Below are 17445 nucleotides of genomic sequence, written 5' to 3' on the forward strand. Positions count from 1 at the left end.
CCTTCTGCTCAGGTCGTCGATTACTTGGCGGCGAGCTCGGCGGCCTTGCGGGCAGCGCCGTCCATGGTGGCCTCGACCGTGACCAGCGGGTGGTCGAACTCGGCGAGGATGCGGCGGCCCTCCTCGACGTTGTTGCCGTCGAGGCGGACGACCAGAGGCTTGGTGGCGGAGTCGCCGAGCGTCTTGAGCGCCCCGACGATGCCGTTGGCGACCGCGTCGCACGCGGTGATGCCACCGAAGACGTTGACGAAGACGGACTTGACCTGCTCGTCGCCGAGGATGACGTCGAGGCCGTTGGCCATGACCTCCGCGGAGGCGCCACCACCGATGTCGAGGAAGTTGGCGGGCTTGGCGGCGCCGCCCGTGTGCTCCTCACCGGCGTAGGCGACGACGTCGAGGGTGCTCATGACGAGACCCGCACCGTTGCCGATGATGCCGACGTTGCCGTCGAGCTTGACGTAGTTGAGGTGCAGCGCCTTGGCCTTGGCCTCCAGCGGGTCCTCGGCCTTCTCGTCGACGAGGGCGGCGTGCTCCGGCTGACGGAACCTCGCGTTGTCGTCGAGGGTGACCTTGCCGTCGAGGGCGACGATCTCGCCGGACTCGAGCTTGACGAGGGGGTTGACCTCGACGAGCGTCGCGTCCTCACGCGAGTAGACGTCCCACAGGCGCTGGAGGACGGGGACGATCTTCTCGCCCGTCGCGGCGTCGAAGCCCGCGGCCTCGACGATCTCCTCGGCCTTGGCCTGGTCGATGCCGACGTTGGGGTCGACGGTGATGCGGGCGAGGGCCTCGGGGCGCTCGACGGCGAGCTGCTCGATCTCCATGCCGCCCTCCTTGCTGCACATCGCAAGGTAAGCCCGGTTGGTGCGGTCGAGGAGGACGGAGAAGTAGTACTCCTCCGCGATCTGCGCGCCCTGGGCGATCATCACCGTGTTGACGGTGTGGCCCTTGATGTCCATGCCGAGGATCTGCTCGGCCATCTGCTCGGCCTCGTCGGCCGACTTGGCGAGCTTGACACCACCGGCCTTGCCGCGGCCACCCGTCTTGACCTGGGCCTTGACGACGGTGACACCGCCGCTCTTCTCCCCGATCTCCTCGGCGGCGGCCTTGGCCTCCGCCGGCGTGGTGGCGATCTTCCCTGCCAGCACGGGGACGCCGTGCCTCTCGAACATGTCACGGGCCTGGTACTCGTAAAGATCCACGGCACTTCCTCGTTATCGATGGATAGAGTCCGTGCGAAGTCTAACGACGCAGGCCAGCGGAAACGCCCCTCTGCGCAGCGAACCGTGCGGCGTGAGGATGCTCACGCAACGACGGACGGCCCCCGGTCGCAGAGGACGCGGGGGCCGTCGGGCGGACGAACGGGACGGGTCAGGACGCGGAGACGTTCGCGTTGACCCACTCGACGATCTCGGTGGTGGTGGCGCCGGGGGTGAAGACCTTGGCCACGCCCATCTCGGTGAGCTGGGGGATGTCGTCCTCGGGAATGATGCCGCCACCGAAGACGACGATGTCGGAGGCGTCCCGCTCCTTGAGGAGCTCGATGGTCTTGGCGAACAGGGTCATATGTGCACCGGAGAGGACCGAGAGTCCCACCGCGTCGGCGTCCTCCTGGATCGACGCCTCGACGATCTGCTCGGGAGTCTGGTGAAGGCCGGTGTAGATGACCTCCATACCGGCGTCACGCAGTGCTCGGGCGATGACCTTGGCGCCACGGTCATGGCCGTCGAGTCCGGGCTTGGCCACCACGATGCGCAACGGAGATTCACTCATGGACCCAGGGTAGCCGCCAGGCTCCCACCGTTGGGAGAAAGAGGGACCGAAGTCCCCCGCGACCGGATACGACGGCACCTCGCAGGTGCTGCGGGGACCGATCGGGTGCCGGCGAGGGCCGGATGCGCACCACGGGGTGGACCGCAGGAATGCGATACCGGACAATCGTCCAGGAATTCTTCCGTGATCGGATCGTGACCCGGCCCGCGTGCCGGTCATCGATCCCCCCGTCCCATCCGAGGTCCCATGCCGACGAAGTCAGGTCTCGCCCCGTCCGCGCCCTCGCGCGCCTCCCGACGATCCGCGTCACCGCGACGCCGCGGACGCGGGATCGGTGTCCTCCTCGCCGCCGCGGCGACACTCGGGGCATGGGGAGTCGCGCCGCACGGGCCGAGCCAGGCCGGAGACGCCGCCGCCGCCCATGACGTGCCGGGCCTCGACGGCACGGGCCACCTCACCGGAGCCTCGACCTCGCGAGACACGACGACCCGGGACACGGCCACCCGAGACACCACTGGCCCGGGTGCCGCCCGGCCCCACCGAGACACGCCTCGGCACGTCGTCCCGGCACGGGAGGTGCCCGCGCTCACGGCCCCGGCGATCGGCGTGTCCTGCGCGTCCGCCCCTGCTCCGCAGTCCCTTTTGTCCCCGGCGGCCACCGCCCGCCTCACCGAGCAGACGCGCGCCTCACGGGCGGCGGCACGCGCGATGAACGGTGCCCGCCTCGGATACTCGCGTCCCGTCGAGGGCACGCACTTCACCTCGGGGTACAAGCAGCGGTGGGGGCGCCTCCACGCGGGGCTCGACTTCGCCGGCCCCGTCGGCCAGGTCGTCCGCGCCGTGGCACCGGGCACCGTCACCGTCGCCGGACCCGCCTCCGGGTACGGCCGCCTCATCGAGATCCGCCACCCCGACGGGCGCTTCACGCGGTACGGCCATCTCCACCGCGTCGACGTCGAGGTCGGACAGCGCGTCGGCGTCGCCGAACCGATCGGCGCGCTCGGCAACGCCGGACGCTCCACGGGGCCCCACCTCCACTTCGAGGTGCGCACCCCGGCGGGCACGCCCGTCGACCCCATGCCCTGGTTGCGCGAACGCGGCATCGTCCCGATCGAGAACCCCGCGAAGAAGTAACGCTCGGGTCAGAGCTTCTCGAGCGGGGCGTAGCGGAGGAGCAGTCGCTTGACGGCGTCGCCGCCGAAGTCGACGTGCGCCATCGTGCGGTCACCCTCTCCCTCGACGCGTACGACCCGGCCGAGGCCGAAGGAGTCGTGGTTGACGCGGTCGCCAGGCTGGAGCGACGGGATCGGGCGGGTTCCCGGCGAGCGCACACCGGGGCGGGCGGCGAGCGTCGCGATGGCCGGTGCGCGGCGGGTGTCGATCGCCGAGGCGCCGGTGACGGCGGCGTCGCCGCGCTCCCAATCGATGAGCTTCTCGGGGATCTCGCCGAGGAACCGTGACGGCGGGTTGTACTGCGGTTGCCCCCAGGCCGACCGGACGACGGCGCGCGAGAGGTGGAGTCGCTCGCGGGCACGGGTGATGCCGACGTAGGCGAGCCGTCGTTCCTCCTCGAGCTCGTCGGTGTCGGCGAGGGAGCGGGCGTGGGGGAACGTGCCGTCCTCGAGACCGACGAGGAACACGACGGGGAACTCCAGACCCTTGGCGGTGTGGAGGGTCATGAGCGTGACCGTGCCCTGGTCGTCCTCCGCGGTGTGCGCACTGTCGGAGACGGCCTCGTCGGGGATCTCGTCGGCGTCGGCGACGAGGGAGACGCGTTCGAGGAACTCGTCGAGGGTGCCGGGGGTGCCCTCGGCCTGGGCGGCCTCGTCGAACTCCCGCGCGACACCGACGAGTTCGGCGAGGTTGTCGAGGCGGGTCTCGTCCTGTGGGTCGCGGCTCCCACGCAGCTCGTCGAGGTAGCCGCTCTGGTGAAGGACCGCCTCGAGGAGGTCGCCGACGCCGGCGCCGGAGTCGCGCACCTCGCGGAGCGACTCGAGGAGGTCGGTGAACCTCTTGATCGCGGTGACCGACCGGGTGGCGATGCCGGGGGCCTCCTCGGCCATCGCGAGCGCCTGGACGAACGAGAGGCGGTCGCGCTCGGCGAGCATCGAGACGCACGCCTGCGCCCGGTCGCCGATGCCCCGCTTGGGCACGTTGACGATGCGACGGAGGTTGACCGTGTCGGCGGGGTTGGCGATGACGCGGAGGTAGGCGAGGGCGTCCTTGATCTCGCGACGCTCGTAGAACCGGGTGCCGCCGACGATCTTGTACGGCAGCCCGACGCGCACGAGCACCTCCTCCAGCGCACGGCTCATCGCGTTCGTGCGGTAGAACACGGCGACGTCGCCGGGGCGTACTCCGAGGTGGTCGGTGAGGTCGTCGATGCGCCGGGCGACGAAGGCGGCCTCGTCGTGCTCGGAGTCGGCGACGTAGCCGACGATCTTCTCGCCCTCCCCGGCGTCGGTCCACAACCGCTTGGGGCGGCGTTCGGTGTTCTTCGCGATGACGGCGTTCGCGGCCTCGAGCACGGTGTTCGTGCTGCGGTAGTTCTGCTCGAGCAGAATCGTGTGAGCGTCGGGGTAGTCCTGCTCGAACTCGACGATGTTGCGGATCGTCGCGCCGCGGAAGGCATAGATCGACTGGTCGGCGTCACCGACGACGACGAGCTCGCCCGGCGCGACGGGGTGTTCGCCGGGGCCGACCTCGACGGGGGCGGCGAGTTCGCGCACGAGGACGTACTGGGCATGGTTGGTGTCCTGGTACTCGTCGACGAGGACGTGACGGAACCGGCGACGGTAGTACTCGGCGACGTCGGGGAAGGCCTGGAGGATGTTGACCGTCGTCATGATGAGGTCGTCGAAGTCCATCGCGTTGGCCTCGGCGAGACGACGCTGGTACATCGTGTAGGCCTCGGCGAGCACGGAGTCGCCCGGGCTCGCGTCCTCATGGCTCGCGCGGGAGGCGAACTCCTCGGGGTCGACGAGCTCGTTCTTGAGGTTGCTGATCTGGGTGGAGAACGACCGCGGCGGGTAGCGCTTGGGGTCGAGGTCGAGGTCGCGCATCACCATCGCCATGAGGCGCTGGGAGTCGGCGGCGTCGTAGATCGAGAAGTTGCTCTTGAGGCCGACGCGCGTGGCCTCCTTGCGGAGGATGCGGACGCACGCACTGTGGAAGGTGCTCACCCACATCGACCGCGCACGGGGGCCGACGAGCGCCTCGACGCGTTCGCGCATCTCGGCGGCGGCCTTGTTGGTGAACGTGATCGCGAGGATCTGCCCGGGGTGCACGTGGCGCTGCGCGAGGAGGTAGGCGATGCGGTGGGTGAGGACGCGGGTCTTGCCCGAGCCGGCGCCCGCGACGATGAGGAGCGGGGCTCCCTCGTGGACGACGGCCTCGCGCTGCTGGGGGTTGAGCCCCTCGAGGAGCCGCTCGACGTCGACCTCGCCGCTGGGCGTGGCCGGGCGGGGTGTGGGCGGCGCCGCGCCCTCGGTGACCCACGTGGGGACGCCGGCCGCGTCCACCTCGGTGCCGGCGGACGGCGTCTCACCGCCCCGACCCGCGCGGCGGTCGGTCGGGCGTGGGGAGGACGTCGCCACGGGCTTCCCCGCCGACGGGGCGGAGGGCGCGGCGGCGGGCGGGAGGTCGAGGTCGGGGAGGTCGTCGAAGAGGCTCATCGTGGCGTCGAGTCTAGGACCCTCGACCGACACCCTCACCCTCCTCGGCGGTCGACCACCCGCCCGCCTGCCCCGTCAGCTCGACCGCTCCGAGCGGGGGCGGTCGCGGCGCGGACGACGGGAGCGGTGGCGGCGGTGGCCCTCGTCGGGGGCGACGGGCCCGCCGTCGTCGTCCATGCGCTGCATCGCCTCCTCGTGGAGGGCCGCGTCGTGCTCCTCGTGGAACCGCGTGATCGGCGCGGGCGGCTCGTGGACGCCCTTCTCGCCCCAGGCCGGGTGGGTCGCCTCGATGAGGCGGTGCTCGGCGTCGGGCCCGCCGGTGACGTGCGGGATCCGGAGGAGGAGCGGGATGCCGAAGACCGACCACACCGCGACGATCGCCCACTCCGGGCCGGTGAGCGCCGCAGGCATCCCCGGCATGAAGAGGACGGCGACGCCGGAGGCGAGGGCGATCGCGATGCCGCCGGTGACGACCCCACCCGGCGTACGGAAGGGACGCTCCATCTCGGGCTCGCGGCGACGCAGGATGATGAACGCGAGCGCGACCATGATCCAGGCGACGACGATCGACAGGCCGCCCGCGTCGACGAGCCACACGAGCGTCTTTCGGCCGAAGAACGGGGCGAGCACGGAGGTCGCACCGATGAAGACGACGGCGTTGGCCGGGGTGCGGTAGCGGGGGTGGAGACGCCCGAACCACTCGGGGAGCATGCCGGAGCGGGCGAGGGCGTAGACGAGCCGGCTCGCGCCGATGAGGAACCCGTTCCACGAGGTGAGGATTCCGGCGACGCCGCCGAGGACGAGGAGCGTGCCCCAGGCGGGGTGGCCGAACATCTTCGTCACCGCGTCGGCGACGGCGAGCTCGGAGTGGGCGAGGTCGACGGCGTGCATCGACGAACTCGTCGTGAGCATGATCATCACGTACCAGGAGATGGCGAGCAGCACGGAGACGATGAGCGCCTCGCCGATCTTCTTGTACGGCAGGCTGATCTCCTCGGCCGACTGCGGGATGACGTCGAACCCGACGAAGAGGAACGGCGTCGCGACGAGGACGGAGAGGAACCCGCCCCAGCCGCCGTCGAAGAGGGGCTCCATGTTGGCGACGTCGCCGCCGACGAACGCACCGGCGACGAGGACGACGCCGACGGCAGCGAGGAAGAGGACGGCGACGGTCTGGAACACCGCGGCGGGTCGGGCACCGACGACGTTCAGCCAGGTCATGACGACGGCGGCGACGACGCCGACGGCGACCCAGCTCGTGTACACGTCGTAGCCGGCGACCGAGTACATCTTGCCGACGAGCATGTCGGGGAAGATGTAGAGGAGCGTCTGCGGCAGGGCGACGGCCTCGAAGGCGACGACCGAGACGTAGCCGAGGACGAGGGTCCACGAGCAGAAGAACGACGCGCGGGAGCCCATCGACCGCAGGACGTAGGAGTGCTCACCGCCGACGTGTGGGAGGGCGGCGACGAGCTCGGCGTAGGTGAACGCGACGAAGGCGACGACGAGGCCACCCGCGACGAAGGCGAGGGCGGCGCCGAGCGTGCCTGCGCGGTCGAGGAACTCGCCCGTGAGGACGATCCATCCGAATCCGATCATCGCCCCGAAGGCGACGGCGAGGACGTCCCACCGGCCGAGGACCTGATCCATCTTCTCGTGCTGTCTGCTCATCGTCGTCGATGCGCTTTCTCGTGCGGGGCCGGCGGCCCACGGGTGGAGGTGCGACGAGGTGGCCCGTCGTGTCCGGTCAGGCGGTCGCGGGCCGTGATCGGGGGCGTGGCCACCGGCCCGGCCGGGAGGGCGCGGGCCGGTGGCGTCGGCGTGGTGGTGCGGTGGTGCGGCGTCGCGGGATCGGCGTCGGTGGTCGTGACGTCGGCGACCCGCGGGTCAGCGGTAGGCGGGGATGCCGGTGAGGGCGTTGCCGATCATGAGCGTGTGCATTTCGGGCGTGCCCTCGTAGGTGAGGACGGACTCGAGGTTGTTCGCGTGGCGCATGATCGGGAACTCGTGGCTGATGCCGTTGGCGCCGAGGATCGTGCGCGCGGTGCGGCAGATCTCGATGGCCTTGTCGACGTTGTTGAGCTTGCCGATGCTCACCTGCTCGGGGCGGAGACCGACGGCGTCCTTGCGGCGCCCGAGGTGGAGGGCGAGCATCGTGCCGAGGGTGAGCTCGACGGACATGTGCGCGAGCTTGCTCTGAGTGAGCTGGAACCGGGCGATCGGCTCGCCGAACTGCTCCCGCTCCTTGGAGTAGGTGAGGGCGGCGGAGAAGGCCGAGCGGGCCGCGCCCATCGCGCCCCAGAGGATGCCGTAGCGGGCCTCGTTGAGGCACGACAGCGGGCCCTTGAGGCCGCGGACCTCGGGGAACACCGCGTCGGCGGGGAGCCGCACGCCGTCGAGGACGAGCTCGGAGGTGACCGACGCGCGCAGCGACGCCTTGTGGTGGATCTGCGGGGCGGAGAACCCGGGGGTGTCGGTGGGGACGACGAAGCCGCGGATGCCCCGGCCGCCCTCCTCGTCGTCGGTCTGCGCCCACACGACGGCGACGTCGGCGATCGAGCCGTTCGTGATCCACATCTTGCGACCCTCGAGGATCCAGTCGTCACCGTCGCGGCGGGCGCGGGTGCGCATGGAGCCGGGGTCGGAGCCGTGGTCGGGCTCGGTGAGGCCGAAGCAACCGATGGCCTCGCCCGCGGCCATGCGGGGCAGCCACTCCTGCTTGTGCTCCTCGGAGCCCCACCGCCAGATCGCGAACATCGCGAGGGACCCCTGGACGCTCACGAGGGAACGGATGCCGGAGTCCGACGCCTCGAGCTCGAGGCAGGCAAGGCCGTAGTCGACGGCGCTCATGCCGGCGCAGCCGTAGCCCTCGAGGTGCATGCCGAGGAGGCCCACCTCGCCGAGGGTGCGGGCGAGTTCGCGGGCGACGGGGAGCTCGCCCTTCTCGAACCACTCGCCGATGTGGGGGTCGACGTGCTCGGCGCAGACGCGGCGGACGGTGTCGCGGATCGCCTTCTCCTCGTCGGAGAGGAGGTCGTCGATGTCGGCGAGGTCGAGGGGGTGGATCGTTTTCGGGGGCGTGGGGTGGGCCATGGTCCTTCGCTTTCTCGGGGGGCGGATCGGTCGGTCGGGGTGGACGTCACGGGAGGGGCGCGTCGGCAGGGCCGGCGAGCCAGGCACGGACGTCGTCGTCGTGTTCGCCGAGGCGCGGCGGCGGGGCCGGCGCAGCGAGGATCGGTTCGCTGTAGGTGACGGGGTTGCGAACCTGCGGCGAGGCACCCTCGCCGAGGTCGTGGACGGGGTCGAGGCCGAGGTCGCGAGCGAGGGCGAATGCGGCAGCGAGGTCGTTGACGCCCCCGGCGGGGATCCCGGCGGCGGTGAGGCGCTCCTGCCAGCGGGCGGCGTCGTCGGTGACGAGGACGGCCTCGAGCGCGGCGACGAGCTCCGCGCGGTGGCCGACGCGGTCGGCGTTGCGCGCGAAGCGGGGGTCCTCGGCAAGCCGGGGGACGCCGAGTTCCCGCGTCATCCGGACGAACTGGCCGTCGTTGCCGCACGCGACGGCGAGCAGGCCGTCGCGGCACTGCAGCGTCTCGTACGGGGCGATCGAGGGGTGCTTGTTGCCCATGGGTCGCGGCACGACCCCGGCGCCGAGGTACCCCGACGCCTGGTTGACGAGCGCCCCGAGCAGGCTCGAGAGGAGGTCGACCTCGACGCGGCAGCCCCGGCCGGTACGGGCGCGGGCGGTGAGGGCGGCGAGCACCCCGATCGTCGCGTCCTTGCCGGTGAGGACGTCGACGAGCGCGACGCCCGCCTTCGTCGGCCGACCCCCGGCCTCGCCCGTGATGCTCATGAGTCCGCCGACGGCCTGGACGACGAAGTCGTAACCGAGGAGGTCGGCGCCCCGACCGGAGCCGAACCCGGTGACCGAGACGTAGACGACGCCGGGGTTACCCGCGGCGACGTCGTCGTAGCCGAGGCCGTGGCGGGCGAGGGCGCCGGGGCGGAAGTTCTCGACGAGGACGTCGGCCCGCCGGGCGAGTTCGTGCGCGACGGCGCGGTCGTGCTCGTCGGAGAGGTCGAGGGTGAGGCTGCGCTTGCTGCGGTTGACGCACTCGTAGTACGTCGCGACGCGAGCCTCGTCCTCGCCACGCCACGGCGGACCCCACGCGCGGGTGTCGTCACCGACGCCGGGCCGCTCGACCTTGACGACGGTCGCACCGAGGTCGGCGAGGTTCATCGTCGCGAGGGGACCGGCGAGGACCCGGGAGAAGTCCGCGACGAGGGTCCCCTCGAGGGGGCGGGCCCCCGTCGCGCCCGAGGCGCCGCCGTTGGCGGAGGTCGGGGTGGTCGCGGTGGTCGCTGCGGAGGCGGACGTCGTCGGAGCCGTCGTCATGCCGCACCCCCCTCGCGGGTAGGCGCGGGGACGTGGACGCCGTCGACGCGGCGGGGCAGGCCCCACGGGTTGGCGTCCTGGAGCGCGGGAGGCAGGGCGGCGTCGGGCACGTTCTGGTAGGCGACCGGGCGCAGCCAGCGGGAGAGCGCGGCGGCACCGACGCTGCTTGCCTCGGGGCGGCTCGTCGCGGGCCAGGGCCCGCCGTGCTGCTGCGCCCACGTGCCCGCGGCACCGGTGGGCCACCCGTCGACGGCGACCCGGCCGACCCGTGCGGAGAGGAGGTCGACGAGGGCGGGCGTCTCCGGGTCGTCCGGGCCACCGCTCGCGACGGCGGCGGCGAGGCTCGGCTGGAGGCGGCGCAGGACGGCGTCGCGCTCGCTCGTCGAGGAGTACTCGACGACGAGGGCGGCGGGACCGAAGCACTCCTCCACGAACCGTGACCCCGGCGCGAGCGCCTCGGCGTCGACGACCATGACGGTCGGCGTCGTGCCGAATCCCCCTGACGCAGAAGCATCGTCGGAGACCGGAGCCCCCGGGACGTCGACGGCGCGGGCCCCGGCGGCACGCAGCTCGGCGACACCCGCGGCGTAGGCCTCGGCGATGCCGCGGGTGAGCGCGAACGTCGGGGCGACGTCGGCGAGCGCGGCGGCGACGGCCTCGGCCGTGCCGGACCCCGCAGGGACGAGGAGGAGGCCGGGCTTTGTACAGAACTGCCCCGAGCCGAGCGTCATGCTCGCGACGAACCCGGCGACGATCTCCTCGTGCCGCACCCGGACGCCCTCGTGGGTGACGACGCCGGGGTTGACCGTGCCCATCTCCGCATAGACGGGGATGGGGCGGGCCGGGCCGCCGTCGCTCCCGCGGCGGGCGGCTCGGTCGACGAGCGCCATCCCACCGTGCTGGGATCCGGTGAATCCGACCGCGGTGATGCGGGCGTCGTCGACGAGCGTGAGCCCGGCCTCGAACCCGGTGACGCTGCCGAACGTGCCCTCCGGTGCGCCGGCGTCGCGGAGCGCGACCCTGACGATCTCGGCGAGGCGGGCCGCGGTGCGGGGGTGCGCCGGGTGCGCCTTGACGACGACGGGGCAGCCCGCGGCGAGGGCCGAACACGTGTCGTGCCCGACGGTGCCGAACCCGAAGGGGAAGTTGCTCGCGCCGAACACGGCGACGGGGCCGGTGGGCAGCGACGCACGTCGCAGGTCGATGGGCGGCGCACCGGCGGCGTGGTCCACGACCGCGCCGAAGAGCCCACCCTCGGACGCGACGGAGCCGTAGAACCGCGCCTGGGCGGCGGCCTTCGTGAGTTCACCCGGCAGGCGGGGGAACCCGAGGGCGGTCTCGGCGTCGGCCAGGGCGGCGAGCTCCTCGACGTGGGCCTCGAGCGCGGTGGCGACGGCGTCGAGCCATGCGGCCCGCTCGGCGGGCGGGATCTGCGCGACGGGACGCGCGGCGGACGCCGCGGCGGCGAGCGCCGCCTCGACCTCGGCGGGGGTGGAGTGCGCGACGGGCTCGTGCGCGACGCCGGTTCGTGGGTCGTGCCCGACGTCGGCGCGTGCCGGCGTGCTGGGCACGCTCGGGCTCGGGCTCGGGGCGGCCGCCGGCACCTGCACGGGCACGGCGGAGGTGGGGACGTCCACGATGACGATCGCTCCTCGGGTCGGGAATTCCCGCAACGCTAGGGGCCGCCCACGCCCGTGTCATCGTGCAGACTGCACGAGATCGGAACTCGTCGTGGCCAGGATGCACAGGCACCCCGGCACGACGTGGGAGGAGGGACGATGTCCGTCACCCTCGCCGCGCTGTGTCAGGCGATCCCCGGCGAACTACAGCCCGTCACACCGGTGCCGGTGCCCGCGCGTGCCGTGTCCGGCGTCCACGTGAGCGAGCTCGCCGACCCGACCCCGTTCCTCGACGGCGGCGAACTGCTCCTCACCACCGGCCTCGCCCTGCCCGACCAGGAGCTCCCGCTCGACGCCTACGTCGCGCGCCTCGCCGCGCACGACGTCGCGGGGCTCGCCCTCGGGCTCGGCCCCGTCCTCCCCGTCGTCCCGCCTGGGCTCACGCGGGCGTGCGAACGCGTCGGGCTCACGCTCCTCGTCGTGCCCGCCCACGCCCCGTTCCAGGCCGTCGTCCGCGAGTTCTGGCAGCAGGTCGGCTCGGGGCGCGTCACCGACCTCCAGGCCGCCGTCGGCTCGGCGCACGCCCTCGTGCGGGCCGCCCTCACCGACGATCCGGGCGGCGGAGTCGTGAGCGCGCTCGGCGGCGCGGTCGAGGGATGGTCGGCCCTCCTCGACCCGCACGCCCGGGTGCGGCACGTCCATCCGCGCTCGGCGACGGGCCGGGCGCGGCAGGCGGCCGCGGAGGTGGCCCGGATGCGGCTGAGTGCGCCACGATCGGCGGCGACGTTCCCCCTCGGGGAGGACGACGTGCTCGTCCACGGCCTCGACCGGGAGGGACGTCTCGACGGGTACCTCCTCATCGGTCGACGCCGCCCCCTGCCACCTCATGCACGGCGCCTCCTCGTGTCGGCGTGCACGCTGCTCCAGCTCCACGAACGGTGGGCCAGCCCCTCCGGCGCGCTGCCCGTGGCCGCCCCGCTCGTCGTCGGTTCCCTCCTCCGCCTCGGCCACGCCGCCGCGGCCGCCGACGCCGCGGACCGGCTCGGCGTCCCCGTCCCCACCCTCGTCCGACTCGCCCTCGTCCGGGACCTGCCGCGCGCCCATCTCGACCGTTTCGCCGCCGAGACCCCGTGTGCCCCGGGAGGGTCCGAGGCCGATCCGGTTCTCCTCGTCCTCGACGCGGCCCAGGCGCCACGCCTCTGGACCGAGCTGTCGACCGCGTCCGACACCGCGCCCCTCGGGGCCCCCGCCCCGACTGGCGCGACACCGCCTGCCGAGCCCTCCGGGCCGATCGCCGGTGTCCTCACCGCCGCGGCGCCCTGGGCCGAGGCGCCGTCGCTCCTTCCCCGCGCCGAGGACGCCCTCGCCCGCACGGCCGACGGCATGTGGCGGGATCTCGCCGAGGAGTCCGCGCAGACGGGCGCGGCCGGGGCCGACCTCGTCGCGGAGTCCGACCTCGAGGCGCTCGCCGCCTACCCCCGGGCCGACCTCGTCACGACGTGGGCCGCCTACCTGCGCCACCGCGGCCGCACCGACCCGGCCGCCGCGGAGCTCGGCCTTCACCGCAACTCGATGCGTCACCGCATGACGCTCGTGCGCCGCATCCTCGACGTCGACGTCGACGACCCCGACGTCGCCTCCGCGTGGTGGCTCGCCCTGCGCTCCCGCGGGCTCGCCTGATCTGTACGGACGCCGATGATCTGTACGGACGCCGACCGTCGCGTCCCGGCACCCGCATGAATACGCGCCCGTGAAAAACCCGTTGCGCGCTCTGGCCGGGCCGTCCTACCGTCGAGGCACACGGGAAAGGAGGTGGTCCGGTAGTGATGATTTCTCGGACACGTGAGGTGATCGCGCGATAAGCGCGTCCACGCCTTGACGGACGTGTGATCTCGAATCCCACGCGATCACCGCGTCCGGCGGACATGGTGCGGCCTCGTCCACCGCACCGGCGACGCGCCATCCGCCGGGCGTCCCACACGAGACCGGCGCCCCCGCAGCAGCGGGAGCGCCGGTCTCGTCGTGTCGGCGGGGTCGGGTCGAGGTGGACACCCACAGACACGAACCGGCACCTCCCGCGCAGGGCGAGGGGCGCCGGTTCGTGGGCCCGAGGGCCGAAAGCGGTGAGGTCAGCGGGCGAAGAGCGCGTACAGGGCGTTGATGACGGCGAGCGCCGCGCCGGCGTGCATGAGCATCGGCTGGTTCGTGCCCTTCTTCGCACGCGAGTTCGCGATCTCGCACAGGGCGACGACGGCGAGCGCGACGACGAGCTTGATGCCGACCCACATGTGGTCGAGGCTGCCGCCGCCCATCTCGAGGACACCGACCATCGCGAGACCGATGAGGAGCTGCAGGCGCGCGCCCCACACCATGACGGGGTGGATCACCCCCTGGGCGAGGCTCATGACGTATCCGATGACGATCAGCGCGAGCCCACCCCAGTGGGCCCAACCGAGAACTTCGAGAGCGGTGGCCATGCGTCCATCCTAGGGGGCGTTCGCGATGCGCCCTCTCACGCAACGTGCGCCGCGGCCCGTGTCGGGGCCCGACGGAGCCCCCGAGGGGGACCCGTCGGCTCCACGCCGCGGGGGCGGCCCCCTTGCCGCGCGAGGAGCGGCCTCAGACCTCGCGGCCCTCGGCGGCGGCGGTGCGGAGACGTTCGACCTGGCGGAGTCGGGCGTGGTCGGCGAGGGTGTCGTCGATGACGGCAGGCTCGAACGCCGCGCCCGATCGTTCGACGGCCTGGCGGAGGAGCCGGTCGATGAACGCGGGGTTGGCGGGGAGCACGGGCCCGTGGAGGTACGTGCCGTAGACGTGGTCGCGGATCGCACCCTCGGTGCCGTCGCGGCCGTTGTTGCCGCGGCCGTACTCGACGGTGCCGAGCGGTGCCTGGCCCTCGCCACGCTCGGTGGATCCCGAGTGGTTCTCGTAGCCGACGACGTCGCCGAACTCGGTGCGCAGGAGCACCGGTCCGATCATGCGGACGTCGTTGCCGCGGGTCGTCACGTCGAGGATGCCGAGGCCGGGGATGACGCGGCCGGTGTGGGTGCGGAAGTCGTGGCCGAAGAGCTGGTACATCCCGCAGATCATGAGCATCGGCATGCCGTCGCGGGCCTGGGCGGCGAGCGTCGGGCCGATGGCGGCGAGGTCCTCGCGCACGCGGTCCTGACCGGAGTCCTGACCTCCGCCGCCGAGGACGACGTCGACGTCGCGGGGGTACTCGCCCCCGGGGTGGTGCTCGTGGACGACCGCGTCGTAGCCGTGGCGGCGGGCGCGCATCGCGAGGGCGCGGGTGTTGCCGCGGTCGCCGTAGATGCTCATCTCGCGCGGGTAGAGGTGGACCATGCGGATCGTGCCCTTGCGGGCGCCGACCGCCGGGCCGGCACCGGTGGGGTCGTCGAGGGGGACGTCGACGAGGTCACGGGACTCCGGCCCCCCGGTCGACGGCGTCGCCGGGGCGTCGCTCGTGGCGCCGAGGGTGTCGTACGAGCCGGACGTGCCGATGCCGTTCGCGCCGGTCGTCGCCGTGGCGTCGGGGGTGGTGCGGGGTTCGTCGGTGCTCACTGGCCCTCCTCGCCGAACGCGGACAGGTGGTAGCGGGCGGCGAGCACCCGGCGCAGGTGCATCATCGCGGTGTACGTGCAGAAGAGACGCAGCGGCTCCCCGGGGTGGCCGGAGAGGAACGCGTCGAGGGCCTCGTCGAGGTCGGGGATCACCGCGTCGGTGACGACGCCGTCGTACTCGAGGCGCAGCGCCATGTCGTAGGCGCGGATGCCGCTGCAGAGGGCGACGCCCTTGTCGCGCAGCGACGCGAAGGAGACGTCGTAGAGCCAGCTCACGTCGCGGCCGTCGGCGGTGTTGTCGTTGATCGCGATCATCGTCGTGGCGGGGCGCCCGCCGTACGTGCCGAGCGCGACGGTGAACCCGGCGGGGTTCTTGACGAGGACGAGTTCGAGGGTGCGCCCGTCGCCGAGGTCGATGACCTCGCCCCGCCCGAACGGCGGTTCGACCCGGGCGAGGGCCGTGGCGGTCGTCGCCGCGTCGAAGGCGTCGCCGAGGACGACGCGGGCGGTGGTGCTCGCGGCGGTCGCGTTGATCATCGCGGCGAGGCCACGCTGCTTGAGGTGGACGGGGCCGACGTGGGGGCCGGCGGCGAACTCGACGACGAACTCCTCGCCCTCGTCGGAGACGGGACGCAGCAGCCCGTCGGCACCGGTGGGCGGCGGCGCCTCGAAGACGGCGGTGTCGACGTCGGCCTCCCGGAGCTCGGCGAGCCGGTCGGCGATGGAGTCGTGGAGGCCGAAGTACGTGACGGGCGCGGCCATCTCGCGGGCGTGCTTGGCGACGAACGGGTCGTCGCGGTTGACGACGACACCCTCGGTGGCCTGCACGCCGAGCTTGCGGAGCAGGTCGGCGGTGTAGTCGATCTCGGCGAACCGGTCGAGCTGGTCGCGCGCGACGTTGAGGAGCAGCGCGTGCGTGGGGGCGACGACCTCGGCGAAGTGCAGCGCGTGCGCCTCGTCGAGTTCGAGGACGGCCGCGTCGGCCTTCAACCGGCCCGAGAGCCCGACCTGGTCGAGCATCGAGGAGATGACACCGCGGGTGAAGTTGCTGCCCGTGGGGTTGCTGAACACCTCGAGCCCGTGCGCCCGCAGGACGGCGGCGAGCATACGGGTGGTCGTCGTCTTGCCGTTCGTGCCCGTGACGACGACGACGTGCGGCACGTCGCGCAACGCCGTCGCGAGGAAGCGCGGGTCGATGCGTTCGGCGAGGAGACCGGGCATCGCGGACCCTCCCCCACCCCGCAGACGCGCGGCGACGCGAACGGCCTTGCCGGCGAGGACGGCGACGGGGGTGCGAGGCACGGCAGAAGTTCTGTACGGCACGGGCAAAGCCTAGCGTCGGGCGTCGACGGTCCTCTCGGGCGCGGCGGGCAGCACGTCGAGGCCCGCCGCGGTGAGACCGACGAGCGTCGCGCACACGACACCCATCGCCGTGAGGACGACGCCGCCGACGACGACGTTCGACGCCTCCCCGTGCGTGACGAGCCCGGCGAGCAGGAGGAACACGCCCGCGAGGGCGGCGCCGCCGAACGTGGGGAGGGCGTGCCGGGCGAGGGCCGAGGCGGCTCCGCGCGGGAGGCGGAGGGGTTGGGTCCACGCCGAGTCGACCCGCCGCGACGTGCGGTCGGCGAGGAGCAACCCGAGCCCCGCGAACACCGCACACACCCCGTACGCGGCGATGACGTCGCTCGGCCGGTGCCACCGCTGGAGGAGCACCGCCGCACCCGTGAGCGTCCCCGCCCCCGCGGCGAGCAGCGCGACCACCCGTCGCCACGACGCCGGCACGACGAGCAACGTCGCGAGGACGAGAGAGGTGACGACGGTGACGTGCCCGCTCGGGAGCGTGTTGTCGACGCCAATGCCGTGATCCGGCCGCGGCAGCACCGCCTTGAGCACCTGCGTCGTCACGTTCGCCCCCGCGACAACGAGCAGCGCCGCGAACGCCCGCGATGCCCGCCGCCGCGCGAGCGCGAGGAGCACGACGACTGCGAGGACGACGGCGATGAACTCGACGCTCACGAGCCCCAGCCACTCCGAGAGGATCCGCGACGTGCGCCACGGCACCGCCACCGACCACCGGCTCCGCTCGTCGGCGCGCTGACCGAGGTGCGTCCACACGACGAGGACGACGCACGCCGCCACCGCCGCCCCACCGAGCGCGACCAGCCACCGCCCGATCCCGCGGGCATCGATGCGTCCCATGTCCGTTCCACCTCTCCCACCGCACCGCCGACACCGTCGGCGACACTCACGTCACGTCAGACCCCCTCGTCCCAGCGTGCCGGACCGCCGGGAAGTTCCCCGCCCGACCCGCCACAGCGCTGCTCGTGTGCGCGTCCATCTCCCCGTGGCGCCTCGCAGCCCACGCCGCGGCCGCGCTCGCACCCTGGTCAGGCCTCGTCCCTGCGGACGAGGGACCGACG

Annotated in this window: 13 protein-coding genes; 2 read left to right on the top strand and 11 right to left on the bottom strand. The window is 72.9% G+C overall.

From position 1 onward, the window contains the following. Window positions 1–20: 20 nt before the first annotated feature. Both sucC and icmB read right to left on the bottom strand, forming a co-directional pair. The gene (gene sucC, locus MOPEL_RS11815; RefSeq protein WP_009483147.1) at window positions 21–1202 is read right to left on the bottom strand and encodes an ADP-forming succinate--CoA ligase subunit beta; all 1182 of its coding nucleotides are present in this window, start codon (window positions 1200–1202) and stop codon (window positions 21–23) included. A gap of 169 nt (window positions 1203–1371) precedes the next feature. Continuing rightward, complete coding sequence (gene icmB / locus MOPEL_RS11820) at window positions 1372–1773, bottom strand: coenzyme B12-dependent isobutyryl CoA mutase small subunit (RefSeq protein ID WP_040634290.1); 402 nt, start codon at window positions 1771–1773, stop codon at window positions 1372–1374. Window positions 1774–2349: 576 nt separating this feature from the next. On the opposite strand from icmB, the gene MOPEL_RS17800 reads away from it, so the two are divergent. Then, complete coding sequence (locus MOPEL_RS17800) at window positions 2350–2907, top strand: M23 family metallopeptidase (protein WP_009483149.1); 558 nt, start codon at window positions 2350–2352, stop codon at window positions 2905–2907. Window positions 2908–2915: 8 nt separating this feature from the next. Here the strand turns inward: MOPEL_RS17800 and pcrA are convergent, their stop codons facing one another. From pcrA to MOPEL_RS11850, 5 genes are all read right to left on the bottom strand, one after another. After that, window positions 2916–5447: a DNA helicase PcrA gene (gene pcrA / locus MOPEL_RS11830; RefSeq protein ID WP_083841849.1), complete on the bottom strand. Its 2532-nt coding sequence runs from the start codon at window positions 5445–5447 to the stop codon at window positions 2916–2918. Between the two features lie 75 nt (window positions 5448–5522). Next, window positions 5523–7118: an APC family permease gene (locus MOPEL_RS11835; RefSeq protein ID WP_141631330.1), complete on the bottom strand. Its 1596-nt coding sequence runs from the start codon at window positions 7116–7118 to the stop codon at window positions 5523–5525. Between the two features lie 216 nt (window positions 7119–7334). Continuing rightward, on the bottom strand, window positions 7335–8540 hold the full coding sequence (locus MOPEL_RS11840; RefSeq protein WP_009483152.1) for an acyl-CoA dehydrogenase family protein: 1206 nt from the start codon (window positions 8538–8540) through the stop codon (window positions 7335–7337). A gap of 46 nt (window positions 8541–8586) precedes the next feature. Then, a complete protein-coding gene (locus tag MOPEL_RS11845; protein ID WP_009483153.1) occupies window positions 8587–9840 on the bottom strand; it encodes a CaiB/BaiF CoA transferase family protein in 1254 nt (417 codons plus the stop codon). Then, window positions 9837–11477 carry an aldehyde dehydrogenase family protein gene (locus MOPEL_RS11850; protein WP_009483154.1) on the bottom strand — a complete coding sequence of 547 codons (1641 nt, stop codon included), beginning with the start codon at window positions 11475–11477 and terminating at the stop codon, window positions 9837–9839. The genes MOPEL_RS11845 and MOPEL_RS11850 overlap by 4 nt, the downstream gene beginning before the upstream one ends. Window positions 11478–11618: 141 nt before the next feature. Here MOPEL_RS11850 and MOPEL_RS11855 point away from each other — a divergent pair, with 141 nt between their 5' ends. Beyond that, the gene (locus MOPEL_RS11855; protein ID WP_009483155.1) at window positions 11619–13139 is read left to right on the top strand and encodes a PucR family transcriptional regulator; all 1521 of its coding nucleotides are present in this window, start codon (window positions 11619–11621) and stop codon (window positions 13137–13139) included. Window positions 13140–13588: 449 nt separating this feature from the next. On the opposite strand, the gene MOPEL_RS11860 is transcribed toward MOPEL_RS11855, so the two are convergent. From MOPEL_RS11860 to MOPEL_RS16115, 4 genes are all read right to left on the bottom strand, one after another. Continuing rightward, window positions 13589–13936 (bottom strand): hypothetical protein, encoded by a 348-nt coding sequence (locus MOPEL_RS11860; protein ID WP_009760529.1) that lies wholly within the window; start codon window positions 13934–13936, stop codon window positions 13589–13591. A 142-nt stretch (window positions 13937–14078) separates the two neighbouring features. Further along, the gene (locus tag MOPEL_RS11865) at window positions 14079–15023 is read right to left on the bottom strand and encodes a type 1 glutamine amidotransferase (protein ID WP_009760530.1); all 945 of its coding nucleotides are present in this window, start codon (window positions 15021–15023) and stop codon (window positions 14079–14081) included. Further along, window positions 15020–16324: a Mur ligase family protein gene (locus MOPEL_RS11870; protein ID WP_009760531.1), complete on the bottom strand. Its 1305-nt coding sequence runs from the start codon at window positions 16322–16324 to the stop codon at window positions 15020–15022. Before MOPEL_RS11870 ends, MOPEL_RS11865 begins: the two co-directional genes overlap by 4 nt. A gap of 30 nt (window positions 16325–16354) precedes the next feature. Next, window positions 16355–17224 (bottom strand): phosphatase PAP2 family protein, encoded by an 870-nt coding sequence (locus MOPEL_RS16115; RefSeq protein ID WP_009760532.1) that lies wholly within the window; start codon window positions 17222–17224, stop codon window positions 16355–16357. Window positions 17225–17445 lie beyond the last annotated feature (221 nt).

This window comes from Mobilicoccus pelagius NBRC 104925 (assembly GCF_000247995.1).
GTDB lineage: Bacteria > Actinomycetota > Actinomycetes > Actinomycetales > Dermatophilaceae > Mobilicoccus > Mobilicoccus pelagius.